Source organism: Paraburkholderia kururiensis (assembly GCF_034424375.1).
Taxonomy (GTDB): domain Bacteria; phylum Pseudomonadota; class Gammaproteobacteria; order Burkholderiales; family Burkholderiaceae; genus Paraburkholderia; species Paraburkholderia kururiensis_A.
Genome location: NZ_CP139965.1, coordinates 2,285,141 through 2,302,567 on the forward strand (window position 1 = coordinate 2,285,141; position 17,427 = coordinate 2,302,567).

Here is a 17,427-nt window from a genome sequence, read left to right on the forward strand (position 1 = left end):
TTGTCCCCAGGCTTTTCAACCATTTCTGTTGATAACCCGACACTTCGGCGAACCCTCGTCGACACGGCGCACGCCGCGGCGAAGCAGCCGGGCATCGGCGGACTATCGCGGACGAGGTAAGCCCGGGAACTTCCGCACGGAAATTCTTACAAAAAAAAGCGCGTAGCAGCCCGCGCGAATTCTTTAAAATGCGCTGTTGCACTGCGTCGGGATATCGTATTCCGGCGCGGCCGGGCCGGACGGGGGCGTAGCCGGCCATGCGCCGGCGCCGCGCCTTCGTTGGGCCTTGTTGCGCCTTCGTCGTCTGTTCGCTGTGTCTGCGTGGCGCGCTCGCTGCCCCGCGCGCCGTCCAGCGTACGAGGCGCAGTCCGCGTCAGACGCCATGACCACGATCCACACGCGTGCGGCCGCACGCAGCAGGGGTGCAAGAGACACTCCCGAACCATTCCAGTCATGCCTATCATCAAACGACCGTCTTCCCCGCGCTACCCGTCCGACGATCGGGAACCTTCCTTCCACTCCAACGGCCAGCCACGAGGCCGCGAACCGCAGCGACACACCACGTCGCGCGACGGTGTCGACCGCGGGCGTTCCATCGGCCGTTCGATCGCGTTGTGGTTCATCGGGCTGATCGCCACGCTTGCTGTCGTCGGGGCGCTGATCGTGGGCTACGGGCTCGTGGTGATGGCGCCGCAATTGCCCTCGCTCGATGCGCTCACCGACTACCGGCCGAAGGTGCCGCTGCGCGTCTACACCGCGGACCACGTGCTGATCGGCGAGTTCGGCGAAGAGCGCCGGCAGCTCGTGCGCTTTCAGGACATTCCGGACGTCATGAAGAAAGCGGTGCTCGCCATCGAGGACTACCGCTTCTACGAGCACGGCGGCGTCGATTTCGTCGGCATTCTGCGCGCGGGTTTCACGGACCTGCTGCACGGCGGCGCGTCGCAGGGCGCGAGCACGATCACGATGCAGGTGGCGCGCAACTTCTTCCTGTCGAGCGAGAAGACCTACACGCGCAAGATCTATGAAATGCTGCTCGCCTACAAGATCGAGCGCGCGCTCACGAAGGACCAGATTCTCGAGCTGTACATGAACCAGATCTATCTGGGCCAGCGCGCTTACGGCTTTTCGGCCGCTGCGCGCGTGTACTTCGGCAAGGATCTCAAGGACATCACGCTCGCGGAAGCCGCGATGCTGGCGGGCCTGCCGAAGGCGCCCTCGGCCTACAACCCCGTGGTGAACCCGCATCGCGCGAAGGTGCGCCAGGAATACATCCTCAAGCGCATGCTCGACCTCGGCTACATCACGCAGCCGCAGTACGACGCCGCCGTGAAGGAAGAGATCCACACGAAGGCCGCGGGCAACGAGTACAGCGTGCACGCCGAGTACGTGGCCGAAATGGTCCGGCAGATGATGTACTCGCAGTACAGGGACGAAACCTACACGCGTGGCCTCACGGTGACCACGACCATCGACTCGGCCGACCAGGAAGCCGCCTATCGTGCCGTACGCAAGGGCGTGATGGATTACGAGCGGCGTCACGGCTATCGCGGACCGGAGGGCTTCGTCGAATTGCCCGCGGCAGGCGACGACCGCGAGCAGGCCATCGAAGATGCGCTCACGGATCACCCCGATAACGGCGAGATCGTTGCCGCGGTCGTGACAGACGCGAGCCAGAAGGTCGTGAAGGCGCAGATGCTCGACGGCACGCGCGTCACGGTGACTGGCGAGGGGCTGCGGTTCGTCGCTGCCGCGCTGTCGCCGCGCGCGGGCCAGGCGCTGCGCATCCGGCCCGGCTCCATCATCCGGCTCGTGGCCGACGCGAACGGCAACTGGCAGATCACGCAACTGCCGCAGGTGGAGGGCGCGCTGGTGTCGCTCACGCCGCAGGACGGCGCGATTCGCGCGCTCGTGGGCGGCTTCGACTTCAACAAGAACAAGTTCAACCACGTGACCCAGGCGTGGCGCCAGCCAGGGTCCAGCTTCAAGCCCTTCATCTATTCGGCGTCGCTCGAAAAGGGCCTGGGGCCGGCCACCATCATCAACGACGCGCCGCTCTACTTCCCGCCCACCACGCCGGGCGGCGACGCCTGGGAGCCGAAGGACGACGACCAACCCGACGGTCCGATGCCGATGCGCCTCGCGCTCGCGAAGTCGAAGAACCTCGTGTCGATCCGCATCCTCTCGTACATCGGCACGAAGTACGCGCAGGACTATGTCACGCAGCGCTTCGGCTTCGACCCCGACAAGACGCCGCCGTACTTGCCGATGGCGCTGGGTGCCGGGCTCGTCACGCCGCTGCAGTCGGCGGGCGCGTATTCGGTGTTCGCGAACGGCGGCTACCGCATCAATCCGTATCTGATCAGCGAAGTGGACGATGCGCACGGCCAGCCGCTTTCGAAGGCGCAGCCGCTCGTGGCCGGACAGAACGCGCCGCAGACACTCTCGCCGCGCAACGCGTTTGTCATGAACAGCCTGCTGCACACGGTGGCGACCTCGGGCACGGGCGCGGGCACCAACGTGCTGCATCGCTCCGACCTGCAGGGCAAGACGGGTACCACCAACGACGCCAAGGACGGCTGGTTCGCCGGCTATCAGAAGACGCTCGTCGCGGTGGCCTGGATGGGCTACGACCAGCCGAAGAGCCTCGGCAGCCGCGAGTTCGGCGCGCAACTCGCGCTGCCGATCTGGGTGGAGTACATGCAGCGCGCGCTGCGCGGCGTGCCGCAGGAAGAGCCGCCTCAACCCGACGGCGTGACGGTGGTGAACGGCGAGCTTTACTTCGCCGACATGACGCCGGGCAACGGCTTCGTCGCGAGCATCGGCATGGATTCGGGCGCGGCGCTGGCCGGCGCGAGCGACGCGACCGGCAACGTGGGCCCGGCCGGAATGTCGCCGCCCAGCGTGAGTTCCACCGAGAAGAAACAGATCATCGATCTGTTCGAGTCGAACAAGCCCTGAGCGTCGTCGCAACGCACGTTGACGCTACGCCGGCGCATTTCGCATCGCATGCGGAAAGCGCCGGCGGCTCAACGGGTTAGGGCGCTTGTCGGCGAGTTTTCAACAGGCTCTTCAACATAATCTGGGGATAACTGGCCGGCGGTGCGTCACCATCCGCGCGGACGACGAGGCAGGCGGTTCGCAGTTGTCTCTCCGCTTAGGCGCTCATGCGCTGGTCCGCCCCGCCGCCCACGCGATCGCATCTTCGAGCCGGTCGTTTCCCCAGAACATCTCGTTGCCGACGAAGAACGTCGGCGCACCGAAAATACCGCGTTCGATCGCGGTTGCCGTTTGCGTGCGCAGCTTCGCGCGGTGCTCGTCGCTCAGCGCCGCGGCAACGATCTCGCCGGCAGGCAGGTCGAGGCGGTTCAGCGCTTCGCGTACGGCCTCGGGCGAGTCGATCTCGCGGTCCTCGGCGAAGTTCATCTGCATGATCTCGCGGCACCAGGCGCCCATCCACGGCTCGCCCGCCGCGAAGGCGGCCACGCGCATGGGCAGAAGCGCACGCCGTGGAAACGCGGAGGGCCACCTCCACGGCAGACCGTACTTTGCGCACAGGCGCTCCATGTCGCGTTTCACGTAAGCGCCTTTCTCTTTCTGCACGACGAACGGCGCTCCCGACCAGCCGAGCCGTTCGAACACCGGACCTAGCATGAACGGCTGCCATCGCACCGATACGTCGGCCTCGGCGGCCGCCTGCCCGATACGCATGACGCTCAGATAGCTGTAGTTGCTGGCGAAGTCGAACCACAACTCGATCTCGCGCGGCGGGGTGGGTGTCGAGCTCAGGCGTTGGGACATGAGGCGTCTCCTCGTTCGCTACGCCGCAAGCATAGCGCTGTCGCGGCACGCGAGCCGGCTGTCATCGCGTAGCGGCGTTCTCTGTGGGCTCGGCGTGCTGCGCATGGCCGGTCGAGGGCTGCGCCGACGCAGCGTGCGCTCCATCCCCGGCATCCCCGGCATCGCCGGCGTGCCCGACAGGGGCAGGCGGGTCTCCCATCGACTGGAACAGCGCGGCCGTGTCCGAGAGGCGCGCGCCCGTATAGCGGATTTCATCGAGCTGCGCGTTGCGCCATTGCTGCTCGGCCGAGCGCGTTGCCGATCGCGGCACGGAACCCAGACGCTGGCGCGCTGCGGTCTCGCCGAAGGCGCCCTGCGCGGCGCGTGCGGCGGTGTCAGCCGCCGCGAGCGCTTCGGCGTCGTGTTCGAGCGCGGCCAGCGTGTTGGCCACGTTTTCGAATGCGGCGAGCACGGTTTGCCGATATTGCGCGACGGCTGCGTCGTATGACGCCAACGCGGCGCGCCGCTGCGCGAACAGTGCGCCGCCATGAAACACCGGCTGCGAGAGCGACGCGCCGACGCTCCACAGCGCGCCTGCGCCGGAAAGCATCGCGGGCCAGCTGAAGCCGCCTTTGCCCATCGACGCCGTGAGCGAAAGACTCGGGAACATCTGCGCCGTGGCCACGCCGACGTCGGCCGCCGCGGCCTTCAGCGCGGCGCTCGCGGCGAGGACGTCGGGACGCGACTGCAGCAGGTCCGAGGGCACGACGACCGGCACGTCGCGCGGCACGTCGAGGCTCGCGAGGTCGAGATCGGGCGGGGCGGCATCGGGCGTGCGGCCCAGCAGTACCGCGAGCGCGTGGCGCGTGGTGAGCGATTGCTGGCGAAGGCCGGGCAGGCTGGCCGCGAGCGACGCGGCGTTCTGCTGGGCGGCGAGCACATCCGCATGGGCGAGCGCACCGAGCGCGTAGCGCTTCTCGCGGTCACGGGCTTCGTCGTTCGCGAGGGCGACGAGCCGCTCCGTGGCGTCGATCTGCGCGTGCAGTGCCGCCGCCGAGATCGCCGCCGACACGATGTTCGCCGCCAGCGCCCGCCGTGCCGCGTCGAACTGGAACGCCTGCATGCCGACGCGCGCCGCGAGCGCCGCGTTTTCGAGCCGCGCGGCGCCGAACAGGTCGAACGTGTAGCTCGCCTGCAACTGGCCCACGAACACGTTGTAGAGCACCGTGTTCGGTCCCGCCTCCGGAATGCCGAGCGCGCGTTCGCGCGTCGCCTGGCCGCCCGCGTCGATGGAAGGCAGCATCGACTGGCCGATCTGCGCGCGCAGTTGCTCGCGGGCCGCCGCGAGATTGCGGTCCGCCGCCGCGAGAGTGGGACTGTTGCGCAAACCTTCGTCGACGAGCGAGTCGAGCGCGTCGGAGCGGAACAGCTTCCACCATTCGGGCACGGGCCGCGCGCCCACCACGAAGGTCTGCGCCACGCCTTGCGCGGACACCGTCTGCGCCGGCTGTGCGGTCGCCCCGTAATGCTCCGGTTGCGGCATGGCAGGCGGATTGCCGTTCGGACCGAAGGAACAGGCACCGAGACTCGCGGCTGTCGCGACGGCGAGCAGCACCCCAGACGTCTTCATGATCAGTTCCCCGTATGTTCGTGGGATGCGCCCGGACGGCTCTCATCGCGTTCGTCGTTCCGCACGCGGAACGAGGCCGCATACAGCGCTGGCAGATAGAAGAGCGTGAGCACCGTCGCGCTCGTGATGCCGCCCATCAACGCCGTCGCCATCGGCCCGAAGAAGTTCGAGCGCAACAGCGGAATGAGCGCGAGCACGGCGGCCGCGGCGGTCAGCGTGATGGGCCGGAAGCGCCGCACGGTGGCGCCCACGATCGCGTCGAAGCGCCGGTGGCCTGCCGCGATGTCCTGCTCGATCTGATCGACGAGGATCACCGAGTTGCGCATGATGATGCCGAACATGGCGATCACGCCCAGCATCGCGACGAAGCCGAACGGCTTGCCGAAGAGCAGCAGCGTCGCCACCACGCCGATCAGGCCGAGCGGCGCCGTCAGCACGACCATCAGCACGCGCGCGAAACTCTGCAGCTGGATCATGAGCAGCGTCAGCACGGCGATGATCATGATCGGCATCTGCGCGTTGATCGACGCCTGGCCCTTCGCGCTTTCCTCCACCGAGCCGCCCACCTCGATGCGATAGCCCACGGGCAGCGTGGCGCGAATGGGCGCGAGCGCCTGGTCGATGCGCTTCGTGACGTCGATGCCCTGGGCGTTGCCGGTGACGTCCGACTGCACCGTGAGCGTGGGCTGCCGGTCGCGTTCCCAGATCACGCCGTATTCGAGGTCGGGTTTCATGCTGCCGAGTGCGCCGAGCGGCACCGGGCCGTTCGGCGTGGGCATGGCGAGCGTGGTCAGACGCTCGGGGTCCACGCGTTCGCGTTGCGGCGCGCGCAGATCGACGCTGATCAGCTTGTCCGCCTCGCGGTATTGCGTCACGGTGTAGCCCGAGAGCGTCATGGCGAGAAAGCTCGCGATGTCTTCGGAACTGACGCCTAGTTCGCGCGCCTTCTTCTGGTCGATCTCGAAGCGCATCGAACGTTCGGCGGGCTCGTCCCAGTCGAACTGCACGTTGACCGTGCGCGCGTCGTCGCGCATCTTCGCGGCCACGCGTTCGGCAATGGAGCGCACCGTCGCGATATCGTCGCCGCTCACGCGGAACTGTACGGGATAACCGACGGGCGGGCCGTTCTCGAGGCGCGAGAGCCGCGTGCGCAGCGCGGGGAACCTGTCGCGCAGCATGGGTTCGAGCCAGCGCGCGAGCTTCTCGCGCTCTTCCACGGATTTCGCCGTAATCACGAACTGCGCGAAGTTGGGCAACTGCAGCTGCTGGTCGAGCGGCAGATAGAAGCGCGGCGCGCCGGTGCCCACGAAGTCGATGCTGTGATCGATCTCGGGCCGGCCTGCAATCGCCTTTTCGAAACGCTTCGCCTCGCGCAGCGTCGCCTCGAACGAGGCGCCTTCGGGCAACCGCAGATCGACGAGCAACTCCGGGCGGTCCGAACTCGGAAAGAATTGCTGGGCGACCTGCGTGAAACCCGCGAGCGACACGACAAAGAGCGCCACGGTAATGACCAGTACCACGAAGCGACGTTCGATGCACCAGCTGACCCAGCCGCGCAGACGGTCGTAGAAGCGCGTGTCGTAGATGTCGGTGTGCTCTTCGTGGTCGTTGTGACGGCCTTGATCGTGAGGCGCGTGTTCCGGCCGCTTGCGTTCCGACAGCAGGTGGTAGCCGAGCAGCGGAATCAGCACGACCGCCGCGAGCCACGATGCGATCAGCGCGATGGCGGAGACCTCGAAGATGGAGCGCGTGTACTCGCCAGTGCTCGACTTCGCGAGCGCGATGGGCAAAAAGCCCGACACGGTGACGAGCGTGCCCGTGAGCATCGGGAACGCCGTGCTCGTGTAGGCGTAGGCCGCGGCGCGCGTGCGGTTCCAGCCCTGTTCGAGCTTCACGGCCATCATTTCGACGGCGATGATCGCGTCGTCCACCAGCAGGCCGAGCGCGAGCACGAGCGTGCCGAGCGACACCTTGTGCAGGCCGATATCGAACAGATACATGCAGAGCGCCGTGACCGCGAGCACGACGGGAATCGAGATCACCACCACCATGCCCGTGCGCACGCCGAGCGAAACGAGGCTCACGATCAGCACGATGGCCACGGCTTCGGCCACGGCTTCGAGAAAGTCGTCCACGGAGCGCGAGACCGCGTGCGGCATGCTCGACACCTGCACGAGCTTGAGACCGACCGGGAGGCGCGCTTCGAGTTCGGCGGTCTGCGCGTCGAGCGCCTTGCCGAGGCGGATCACGTCGCCGCCGGGCTGCATCGTGATGCCGATGCCGAGTACGGCATGGCCGTTCGAACGCATCTGCGTAACGGGCGGATCGTCGTAGCCGCGCCGGATCACGGCGATGTCGCCCAGACGGAACGAGCGGTTGTTGATGCGCACGAGCAGATCGGCGAGTGCCTTGACGTCGGTGAACTGGCCGCTCGGACGCACGAACACGCGGTCGTCGGCGGTGGTTAGCGTGCCCGCGGCCGTGACGGCGTTCTGCGAATTGATGGCCTGCGCGAGCTGCTGCGGCGTGATGCCGAGGCGCGTCAACTGCGTGTTCGATATCTCGATGTAGATGTGCTGGTTCGGGTCGCCGAAGTAGTCCACCTTCGCCACGCCGGGCACGCGCAGCAGCACGGTGCGCAGCTGGTCCGCGTAGTCATGCAGCTGCGCCGGCGAAAAGCCGTCGCCTTCGAGCGTGTAGATGTTCGTGTAGACGTCGCCGAACTCGTCGTTGAAGAACGGGCCCTGCACGCCGGGCGGCAGCGTCGCGGCGATGTCGCCGACTTTCTTGCGGACCTGATACCAGGTTTGCGGCACCTCCTTCACGGGCGCGGCGTCCTTCATCGTGAAGAAGATCAGCGACTCGCCGGGCCGCGAATAGCTGCGCAGGAAGTCGATGTACGGCGTTTCCTGCAGCTTGCGGCCGATGCGGTCGGTGACCTGTTCCTGGACCTGACGCGCGGTTGCGCCGGGCCAGAACGTCTGGATCACCATTACGCGAAACGTGAAGGGCGGGTCTTCGGACTGCGCGAGCCGCGTGTACGCGAGCACGCCGAACAGCGTGGCGAGCACGATCACGAACACGACGAGCGCCTGGTGGCGCAGTGCCCATGCCGAGAGGTTGAAGCGTTGCGTGGGACCGGCTTCGGCGGCGGCGCCCGCGCCGGTATTGGCACTTTCTTCGCGCGCGGCCGTCATGACGCGAAGTCCTCGGGATGCAGCGGCGCCACTGGCCGTACCTGCTCGCCCGCGGCTACCGTATGCACGCCTTGCAGCACGACACGCTCCCCGCTCGCGAGCCCCTGCGTGACGGCGATGGTGCGTTCGCCGTAGCGCGCCACGGTGACGCGGCGCAGTTCCAATGTGCCGGTTTCGGCCGCGTTGTCTTTGCTGGCCGCATTGGCTGCGCTGGCCGTGTTCGTCGCGCTGGCCGCATGGCCGTTCATCCGCACCACCCACACGGCCGGCGCATTGCCGTCGTGAAAGAGGGCGGTGGCGGGAAGTGTGAACGTCGGACCGCCGGGCTGAGCCCATGCGCCGGCCTGGGAGGCTTGAACGCCTGTCATGCCGTTTGCGCTCGCGAAGGCCACGTTCGCTGTCATGCCGAGCCGCACGTCGGCACCGGCGTGATCGAGCGTGAGCTTGACGCGATACGTGCGGCTTTGCGGATCGGCCGCCGGCGAAACTTCGCGCACGCGGGCGGCGAAAACGCGATTCGGCAGCGCAGGCAGCGTGACCTGTGCCGCGCGTCCCGTTGCAAGCCCGCCCACGGCGCTTTCGGGCACGTCGCAGACCACGTCGATGTCGCCGCTCCAGGCGAGCGTGTAGACGGCCTGGCCCGCTGAGACGTTTTGCCCCGTATCCGCCTGTTCGGCCGTGATCACGCCGTCGTGGTCCGCCAGCAAGGTGGCGTAGCGGAGCTGGTCGCGAGCGAGCGCCGCCTGCTGCGCGGCCTGGTCGCGCTGGGCTGCCGCGGAGGCGTAGGCATCTTCGGTCTGTTCGAGCTGAGCCGGCGCGATCAGTTGTTCGCTCGCCTGGGCGCGGTCGCGATCGAGCTGCTGCTTCGCATATACGAGCCGGTGCTGCGTCGCCTCCAGCTGGGCCGCAGCACTCGCGGCGTTCTTCTGCACGTCCGCGGGATCGAGCTGCGCGACCAACTGCCCGGCTTTCACCGTATCGCCCAGGCGCACGCGCCGCTCCAGGATCTTGCCGCCGATGCGAAACGACAGCGGCGTCGAATAGCGCGACTGCACCTCGCCGGGCAGCGACGCCACGACCGGCGCGCCGTCGGGCTGCACCGCCACGGCCACGACGGGCCGGGCCGCGGGGGCGACATCGGCCGGCTTGTGGCAGGCCGCCAACAGCGCGAAGCTCGAAAAGAGAAGTGCCAGGGCGCCGAGGCGAAGCGGTCGCGCGGTGTCACGCGTGCTTTCCAGAGCCGGCGAGCGGCGCAAGCGTCTTGCTGCGAAGGGCCATACGTCACAACCGGGATGATTCACATCGACCTCGACTGGAGAAACGGCCCCGCGCTGCCACGCGCGACACGGCGGCCATACGCGACAAAAAGCGAGGCAAGATAGCGCTGGAGCAGGGCATGGCCGCGGGCCTTGCCGGTCGCAGACGGGCCGGATTCGCCCGTCGAATCGCGCGACAGTGCATCCGAAGCCTACTACGCCTTTCGACTACAGCGCTGGATTCTAATACATACCTGTATCTGAGTGTGGAAATGCATCCGGATTTCCGCCCGGATGCTAGACTGCGCACATGAAACGCAAACGACTCACACGCGAGCAAAGCCGTGACCAGACGCGCCAGCGTCTGCTCGACGCTGCGCAGGCGATGTTCATGAAAAAGGGATTTGTCGGCGCGAGCGTGGAAGACATCGCGCTTGCCGCCGGCTACACGCGCGGGGCGTTCTACTCGAATTTCCGCAGCAAGCCGGAGCTTCTGATCGAGCTGCTGCGGCGCGACCACGAGGCGATGGAAGCCGGGCTCAACGCGATCTTCGACCCGGCGCTCACGCGCGAGCAGATGGAAGCGAAGGTGCAGACCTACTACAGCCGTCTGCCGCAGGACAACAAGTGCTTCCTGCTATGGGTGGAGGCGAAGCTGCTCGCGGCGCGCGAGGCGCGCTTTCGCACGCGCTTCAACGAGTTCATGAAGGAAAAGCGCGAGCACCTCGCGGGCTATATCGACGAGTTCGCGCGTCGCGTGGGCACACCGCTGCCGTTGCCGTCCGACGTGCTGGCGTTGGGGCTGATCGGACTGTGCGACGGCGTGCAGTTTCTCGCCACGGCGGATCCACAGAATGTTTCCGTGCAACTCGTGGAAAACGTGCTGGCCGGCTTCTTCAGCCGCGTCGTGTTCGGGCGCACCCTGTCCGCCGACGGCGAACCGCAGGCCTGATCCTCGCGACTGCGCCGGGCCGCGGCTAGACCGAGAGTCCCGGCCCGTAGTTACTGCCGATCAGCCGCGTGACGGCCGCAATGTCCGCGTAATCCTGCTCCGGCAGCCCGTCCAGCATCGTCAGCACTTCGTTGCTCGCGCCCGCGGCGCGGGCCGTATCCACCAGCGCGTCCTTGTTCGCGGGCCAGGCGACCGCGCGCAGCACGTCGGCGATTTGCAGGTCGATGGATTCGTCGGGAATGTTCGAAGAGGGCATGCTCGCGTTCCTTGTTGGCGATCCTGAACGGCATAGTAAGGCTGCGGCCGCGCACGGGCGATGTGGCGCGGTGTGTCGTCGCTCCGGCCGCCAATCCGTGCGAGCCGCTCACGTCTGCAGATGCTCGTGGGGCGCCACGAAGTGCCCCAGGTGCCGCGACGGTGGCAGTGCGATGTGCTGCCAACGCTGCGGGCCGATATTGGCATCGATGGGCACGTCCGGCGCGGGCGGGGCGACCGGAGCCGCATATCCGGGCGCGGCGCCGGCGGTGAAGGCAGGGGACCGGGCAAGATCGGCGAGACTCTCGCGCGCGGTGTGAACCGGCGCGGCGAAGCACGAAGCCGACAGCAACACGGCGGTCATCAGCGTCGAGGTTTTCATCGCTCGACCTCCTTTCTCATGCAGCCCGTGGGGGTTGCCGCAAGTGCCGTGCCGTTTCATCCGCGCGTAGCGGGGCGTGCCCGTTGCACGGCCGCGGCGCCGTACGCGACGCGCCGGCGCACGCACGTTTTACCGGGCCGTGCGCGACGCAAAGCGCGCCGCTGCGGCGAGAAAAACGTGCGGGATACCTCATCATGGCAGGATGGAAAAACCGCGTCGCGAACGGCCGTTCTATATTCCGCGCCACGGCACGAAGCCGGCTGTTCGGTACGGGTTCGGCGTTGGTTCGTCGTAGTTGGTGGGCGTCCCGCCTGTTGCGGCAGCCCCGCCGATTGGCCTCGCAGCCGGCCTCAGCGCAGCACGTCGAAACGTGTCCACGGCCACGACGGCCGGTCGCGCATGTAGCCGTTCAACCAGTTCCACTGCGGATGCCGCTGCATGAACGCCTGGGCGTCGAACGGCCGTCCGCACGGATGCCCCCAGCGCGCCCAGAAGGCGAGATCGCGGGCCATCTCGCTGTCCACCACCTTGCCGTCGTTGGCGCCCCACGGGTTGAACGGGCCGTGGTCGGTGCCGCCGAAGCGCGCGTCGTCCAGTTCCAGGTGGCCGCAGATCGTGCGCGAGCACGGGTTGTCGCTGCGGTCCAGATAGACGTCGTGATGGTCGGCGATCATCTGCTTGGCCACTTCGATGTCGATCTTGCCGTGATGCAGCTCTGCCAGCTGCATGAAGCGCAGCCGCCGCGCGCCGTTCTTGCGCACGTCGGTGTAGTCCTCGCCTTCGCCGGTGCATTCCTGGTTGCGGATCTTGAGGTCGGTCGCCGTGTTGTAGCCGCTGTAGAAGCCGTCTTTCGTGCTCTCGAATCCGGAGTAGTGCAGGCCCAGTTCGTAGCGCGCGATCTCGCCCGTCTTCGTGTCGCCCAACAGCCAGCTGTTGGCGTAGCCGCCGTTGTTCGCCACGGCGAACATCTCGCACCACTCGCCGATGCTGTTCGCGTACTGCGTGGCGCGCCGCGAGCGATAGAACTCGGGCGCGCCGGCCGGGTTGTAGCCGACGAAGTTGGAGATCGTGGTCTCGGTCACCATGAGGCCCGCGGACGTGACCCAGAAATCCGTAAGGCTCGAGATGCAGCCCGGCAACCCTTGCATGAGGATGCGATGACCGCGGTCCGGCACGATGTCGAACACCACGTTGAACGCGTCGCCCGCGGCGTAGCGGTCCCACGAGTTGTGCGCCATGACGATGCGGCCGTCGCAGGTGGCGCTGCCTGTGGCGATGAAGGCGCTGCAATGGTGGCCGCGCCGGCCCCGCCAGGGCTTCGCGGCCAGATGCGGCTGCTGCGCTGCCACATGCATGGGCCACCAGCTTTGCAGCAGATCCATGTAGCCGTTCCATGCGAGCACTTCGGAGAACGGCAGCTTCGCCCCGTCGGCGATGCCCTGGATTTCGTCGGCGTACTCCGTGTCCAGCCGGGGCGCGAACTGCGAAACGGCGGCGTTGACGAAGGTGTCGAAGTCTTCGCCCGTATCCCATTTCGCGAGATAGCGCGCGGTGCGGATAGCGCTCTGGATTTCGGCCGCGAGCAGCTGGCCGTGCTGCTCGCCGCGGTCGTACGGCTCGCCTTCGATATGCAGGAAGATCCAGCCGGCGTGATCGCGGCGTACGGCATCGATGGACGGTTCGCTCATCTTCGCTCCGGAACAGCGCTGTCTCCGGCCTGCACGGCGCGCCCGGCAATGCGCGCGGCATGCGGCTTCTGGTTCGCTTGGTTCGTCCATTGTAGAGAATCTGCCCGCCGATGCCAGCCCGCGCGGCTGCGTGCCACCGGGCGTGTTCCTTGCCGCATGGGCAGGAGCGGGCGCATGCCGGATCGCGCCAGGGAAAATGCCGAGCCGGTCGCGGGCTGCGACGCCCGCATGCGAAAACCGGGCGCGAGCGAACAGCGTCCCCGGCGCTCAGCGCACGGGGTTCATACGGCAGTAGGCGTCGAGCAAAGAGGTCTTGTAGACCACGCCGGCCAGCGTCGGGCATTGCAGGCTTTCCACCACGGGCAGCCGCTCGCCCTGGAACGCCATGAAGTGCTGGAGCGCGACGCCGATCGGCATGTCGGGCGTGAGCACGTCGAATTGGGACTGAAGGTAGTCCACCGCGGTTTTAGTGGACGTCTCGCGCTTTTCGAGCAGGTCGGAAGTGATGTCCTTGAGCGCGACCACGCCCAGAAACCGGTTCTCGGGATCGGTCACGTAGAGATACTTCACGGGGTATTCGAGGAACACGCGCGTCATGTCCTGCACCGTCGCCGTGGGCGGCACGACGGTGCCGGCGGGGCGGATCAGCTCGCGCATCTGCGTGGCGCGCAGCCGCATGCGTTCCTGCTCTTCGCGATTGCGATGCAGCGTGATCTCGTACATCGAGGTCTTGCCGATGGCGCGCGCCACGAAGTACGCGACCACGCACGAGAGCATGAGCGGCAGCACCACCTGGTAGCTCAACGTCATCTCGAAGATCATCAGGATCGCCATGAGCGGCGCCTGCGTCGCGCCCGCGAGGAAGGCGCCCATGCCCACCATCGCGTAGGCGAACGGCGCCGAGGTCGCGTGCGGCCAGAGCGCATGCATGCCTTCGCCGAAGAGCGAACCCAGCACGGCGCCCACGAAGAGCGTCGGGGTGAATACGCCGCCCACCGCGCCCGAGCCCACCGTCGCCGCTGTGGCGACGAGCTTGAAGACGACTACGGTGGCGAGCGCCGTCCATGTCCACGGCGAATGCAGGATCGAGTTCACGACGCTATAGCCGTTGCCCCACACCTCGGGTACCCAGACCGAGAGCACGCCCACCACGAGGCCGCCCAGTGCGAGCCTCGCGGGCAGCGGCAGCGCGAGCCGCGCGAAGCCGGCCTTCGCGCCGTCGAGCAGACGCAGGAACTGCGGCGCCATCGCCCCGCACAGAATGCCGAGCGCGACAAACAGCAGCACTTCGAGCCCCGCGATGGGGGGGAACACCGGCATCTGATAGGGCGGGCTGTAGCGCGTGAACTCGCGCATCGTGATGTTCGCCACCACCGACGACACCACCACCGGCCCGAAGCTTTCCATCGCGATGGAGCCCAGCACGATTTCGGTGACGAAGAACGCGCCCGCAATCGGTGCGCTATACGCCGACGTAATGCCGGCCGCCGCGCCGCAGGCGACGAGCAGGCGCAGGCGCGGCGGGTCGAAGTGGACCCAGCGTCCGATCAGCGATCCGGCGAGCGCCGCGAGCTGCACCATGGGACCTTCGCGGCCGATCGACCCGCCGCTCGCAATCGTGAAGAGCGACGACGCGCTGCGCCACACGCTTTTCCACACCGGCACGACGCCGTCGCCGATGGCCACCGCTTCCATGTAGTCGGTATGGTTGCCGCGCTCCGAACCGCGGCGCGCCACGAGCAGCAACAGACCCGCCACGAGGCCGCCCAGGGCCGGCAGCGCGATGCGCACGGCGGGCGGCAAGCCGCGCGCGATCGCGACGAAGCTGCCTTCGGTACCCGAGAACAACCGTTGCAGCAGCGCGATCGCCTCGCGAAAGGCGATGGTCGCGAACGCCCCGGCCACGCCGACGATCACGGACCAGACGAGCATGGTGTGCGCGTCGGAGAGACGGAACAGGTTCTGTGCGCGGGTGCGCAGTTTCAGCAGGAAGGACAGCACGGGCGACGGTCGGTCGGAAAGGGTTGGGGGCACGCCGCGGGGCGGGCGTTTCGGATGTCATGGAGTTCGGCGCAATGAGTCCGGCGCAAGAATAGCATCGCCGTCGCGCCATGCGATGCCGCGTCCGGTTCGGTGCGAGCCGCCGGGCGCCGTTTCAGCGCGACGCCTTGTCGAGTTCCGGGTAGTGCCGGAAGATGCATTGCTCGTTGTGCGGCAGGCGGCGGTCCGAAGCGAGATAGGCCGCGATGTTCGGGCGCGTCATGACGGCCTGATAGAGCGCGGCGAGGCGCGGGTACTGCTCGTCGAAGCGCTTCGTGGCCTTCGGGAACGCATAGCGCAGGCCGTCGATCAGCTGGAACATCGAGAGGTCCACGTACGTGAGCGCGTTGCCCACCAGATGCTGGTCGCCCTCGGGGTTCTGCCGCAGCACGCGTTCGAAGTAGCGCATGAACTTCGGGATGCGGTGGTCGATGAAGTCCGAGGCGCGCGTCTTCGCGGCTTCCTTCTGGTCTTCGTAGTAGAGGCTGCTCGCGAGCGGATGATGCGTGTCGTGCGCTTCCGTGACCATGTCCGCGATGGTGAGCTGCAGACCGTTCGCCACGTAGCGCAGCCCTTCGTCGCGCGGCAGGAGGCCGAGCTTCGGGCCCAGGTACAGCAGGATGTTGGCTGTCTGCGGGACGATCAGGTCGCCGTCCTTCAGAAAGGGCGGTGCGAAGGGCGGATGCGGCTCCGAGCGGCTGCCGAGCACCGCCATCATGGCGCTCGTGCCGAGCCCTTCGTCCTCGGGGCCACGCGCAATCTCCACGTAGTCGGCGCGCGCTTCTTCGAGCGCGAGCCGCACGAATTCGCCACGGCCCTGCAGGCCGTCCCAGTAATACAGTTCGTAGGCCATCGATCGTTCTCCGGTGTTGCGGCACAGGAAGGGATGCGAGCCCACAGTATCGCGCGGCGTCGTCTGCCGTGCTCGATGTAGCCGATACGCCGGACGCGCCCGCGAACCTCTCTCGATGCGGCACGCCGTGGGCGGTCGGAATGCGCTGCATGCCGCAGCCGAAAAACGCCGAACGCCCCGTGCACGGCGGGGCGTCCGGAATCACGATCGGAAAGCGGCGCAGCGGTCGTTCCATCCAGTCAGTGCGTCAGTGGAAGACGCGCAGCACGGCCCACGTGATCGCGAAGCCGCCGAACGTCAGCCACGCGTAGAGAATGAGCCCCGTCGTCAGCGCACGCGGACCGGCCTCGCGAATCTGCGACACGCGCGTTTCGATGCCGAGCGCCGTCATGGCCATGGTGAGGGCGAACGTGTCGAGCGTATCGAGCGTGTGGGTGGCTGCGGCCGGCAGCACGTGCAACGAGTTCACCACGACGAACGCAAGGAAACCGAGCGCGAACCACGGCACCGCGAGCTTGCGCGGCGCGTGGTGGCCGGCGCGGCCCGACGTGTGACCTTGCGTGTGCCCGGCGGCAGCGGCTTCATGCCCCGCGCCGCGCACGGCGCGACGTGTCGTGTGATTCAGCCACACGCCGAGCAGGAGCAGCACCGGCACGAGCAGCATCACGCGCGTCATCTTGACGATGGTGGCGATATGCGTGGCTTCGGGGCTCACGTTGCTCGCGGCGCCCACCACCTGGGCCACCTCGTGGATCGTGCCGCCGAAGAAGAGCCCGACGCCTTCGGTATCGAGCGGCAGCCAGCCTGCGTGGTAGAGCACGGGGTAGAGGAACATCGAAAGCGTGCCGAACAGCACGACGCTGCCCACGGCCATCGCGCTCTTGTGCGGCTTCGACTGCAGCGTCGATTCGAATGCCAGCACCGCCGCCGCTCCACAGATGGCGCTGCCGGCCGCAGTGAGGATCGCGGTGTCGCGGTCCAACTTCATCAACTTCATGCCGACCCAGGTACCGACGGCGAGTGTGCTGATCACGACGAGCACCGACACCGTCAGCCCGGGCAGTCCCACCTGGGCGATTTCCTGCAGGCTCACGCGCAGCCCGAAGAACGCGACGGCAATGCGCAGCAGCTTGCGCGCGGAGAAGTGGATGCCGGCGTTCCAGCTTTCGGGCATGCCGTCGCGCAGCGCGTTGCCATACACGGCGCCCGCGACGATGCCGACGATGAGCGGACTCATGCCGAGCCCCGCGATGGCCGGCAGCGAAGCGATGCTCGTCACGGCGGCCGCGAACAGCGCGACGAACAGGATGCCGTTGAGCTGGCCGCGCGTCGACGAGCCGGACGCGAGCGCGGGAGTGTGGACGGTGGACATGGTGATCGGCCTTGGTCAATGA

Annotated in this window: 12 protein-coding genes; 2 read left to right on the forward strand and 10 right to left on the reverse strand. The window is 67.4% G+C overall.

The genetic code is table 11. The features are described 5' to 3' along the window. Nucleotides 1-453 precede the first annotated feature (453 nt). Nucleotides 454-2,961 carry a penicillin-binding protein 1A gene (locus tag U0042_RS10255; RefSeq protein WP_232833361.1) on the forward strand — a complete coding sequence of 836 codons (2,508 nt, stop codon included), beginning with the start codon at nt 454-456 and terminating at the stop codon, nt 2,959-2,961. A 204-nt stretch (nt 2,962-3,165) separates the two neighbouring features. Here U0042_RS10255 and U0042_RS10260 read toward each other — a convergent pair whose 3' ends face one another. The 4 genes from U0042_RS10260 to U0042_RS10275 all read right to left on the reverse strand — a co-directional run bounded on the left by U0042_RS10260 (nt 3,166) and on the right by U0042_RS10275 (nt 9,845). After that, nucleotides 3,166-3,801 carry a 2-hydroxychromene-2-carboxylate isomerase gene (locus U0042_RS10260; protein ID WP_114810936.1) on the reverse strand — a complete coding sequence of 212 codons (636 nt, stop codon included), beginning with the start codon at nt 3,799-3,801 and terminating at the stop codon, nt 3,166-3,168. Nucleotides 3,802-3,862: 61 nt separating this feature from the next. Next, nucleotides 3,863-5,410, reverse strand: coding sequence for an efflux transporter outer membrane subunit (locus U0042_RS10265; RefSeq protein WP_114810935.1), 1,548 nt, complete (start codon nt 5,408-5,410; stop codon nt 3,863-3,865). 2 nt (nt 5,411-5,412) lie between these two features. After that, nucleotides 5,413-8,607, reverse strand: a complete 3,195-nt coding sequence (locus U0042_RS10270) for an efflux RND transporter permease subunit (RefSeq protein ID WP_232833360.1) — start codon at nt 8,605-8,607, stop codon at nt 5,413-5,415. Next, complete coding sequence (locus U0042_RS10275) at nt 8,604-9,845, reverse strand: efflux RND transporter periplasmic adaptor subunit (RefSeq protein WP_198665302.1); 1,242 nt, start codon at nt 9,843-9,845, stop codon at nt 8,604-8,606. The genes U0042_RS10270 and U0042_RS10275 overlap by 4 nt, the downstream gene beginning before the upstream one ends. Before the next feature lie 328 nt (nt 9,846-10,173). On the opposite strand from U0042_RS10275, the gene U0042_RS10280 reads away from it, so the two are divergent. Then, nucleotides 10,174-10,815, forward strand: coding sequence for a TetR/AcrR family transcriptional regulator (locus tag U0042_RS10280; RefSeq protein ID WP_114810934.1), 642 nt, complete (start codon nt 10,174-10,176; stop codon nt 10,813-10,815). Nucleotides 10,816-10,840: 25 nt separating this feature from the next. On the opposite strand, the gene U0042_RS10285 is transcribed toward U0042_RS10280, so the two are convergent. The 6 genes from U0042_RS10285 to U0042_RS10310 all read right to left on the reverse strand — a co-directional run bounded on the left by U0042_RS10285 (nt 10,841) and on the right by U0042_RS10310 (nt 17,405). Beyond that, a complete protein-coding gene (locus tag U0042_RS10285) occupies nt 10,841-11,071 on the reverse strand; it encodes a DUF2795 domain-containing protein (RefSeq protein WP_042298739.1) in 231 nt (76 codons plus the stop codon). A gap of 108 nt (nt 11,072-11,179) precedes the next feature. Then, nucleotides 11,180-11,452, reverse strand: coding sequence for a hypothetical protein (locus U0042_RS10290; protein ID WP_114810933.1), 273 nt, complete (start codon nt 11,450-11,452; stop codon nt 11,180-11,182). A gap of 350 nt (nt 11,453-11,802) precedes the next feature. After that, on the reverse strand, nt 11,803-13,140 hold the full coding sequence (locus U0042_RS10295; protein ID WP_114810932.1) for a C45 family autoproteolytic acyltransferase/hydolase: 1,338 nt from the start codon (nt 13,138-13,140) through the stop codon (nt 11,803-11,805). A 267-nt stretch (nt 13,141-13,407) separates the two neighbouring features. Continuing rightward, nucleotides 13,408-15,141: a ClcB-like voltage-gated chloride channel protein gene (locus tag U0042_RS10300; protein WP_114810931.1), complete on the reverse strand. Its 1,734-nt coding sequence runs from the start codon at nt 15,139-15,141 to the stop codon at nt 13,408-13,410. Between the two features lie 154 nt (nt 15,142-15,295). Then, nucleotides 15,296-16,033 (reverse strand): glutathione S-transferase family protein, encoded by a 738-nt coding sequence (locus U0042_RS10305; protein WP_114810930.1) that lies wholly within the window; start codon nt 16,031-16,033, stop codon nt 15,296-15,298. A gap of 247 nt (nt 16,034-16,280) precedes the next feature. Next, nucleotides 16,281-17,405, reverse strand: coding sequence for a YeiH family protein (locus U0042_RS10310; protein ID WP_114810929.1), 1,125 nt, complete (start codon nt 17,403-17,405; stop codon nt 16,281-16,283). Nucleotides 17,406-17,427 lie beyond the last annotated feature (22 nt).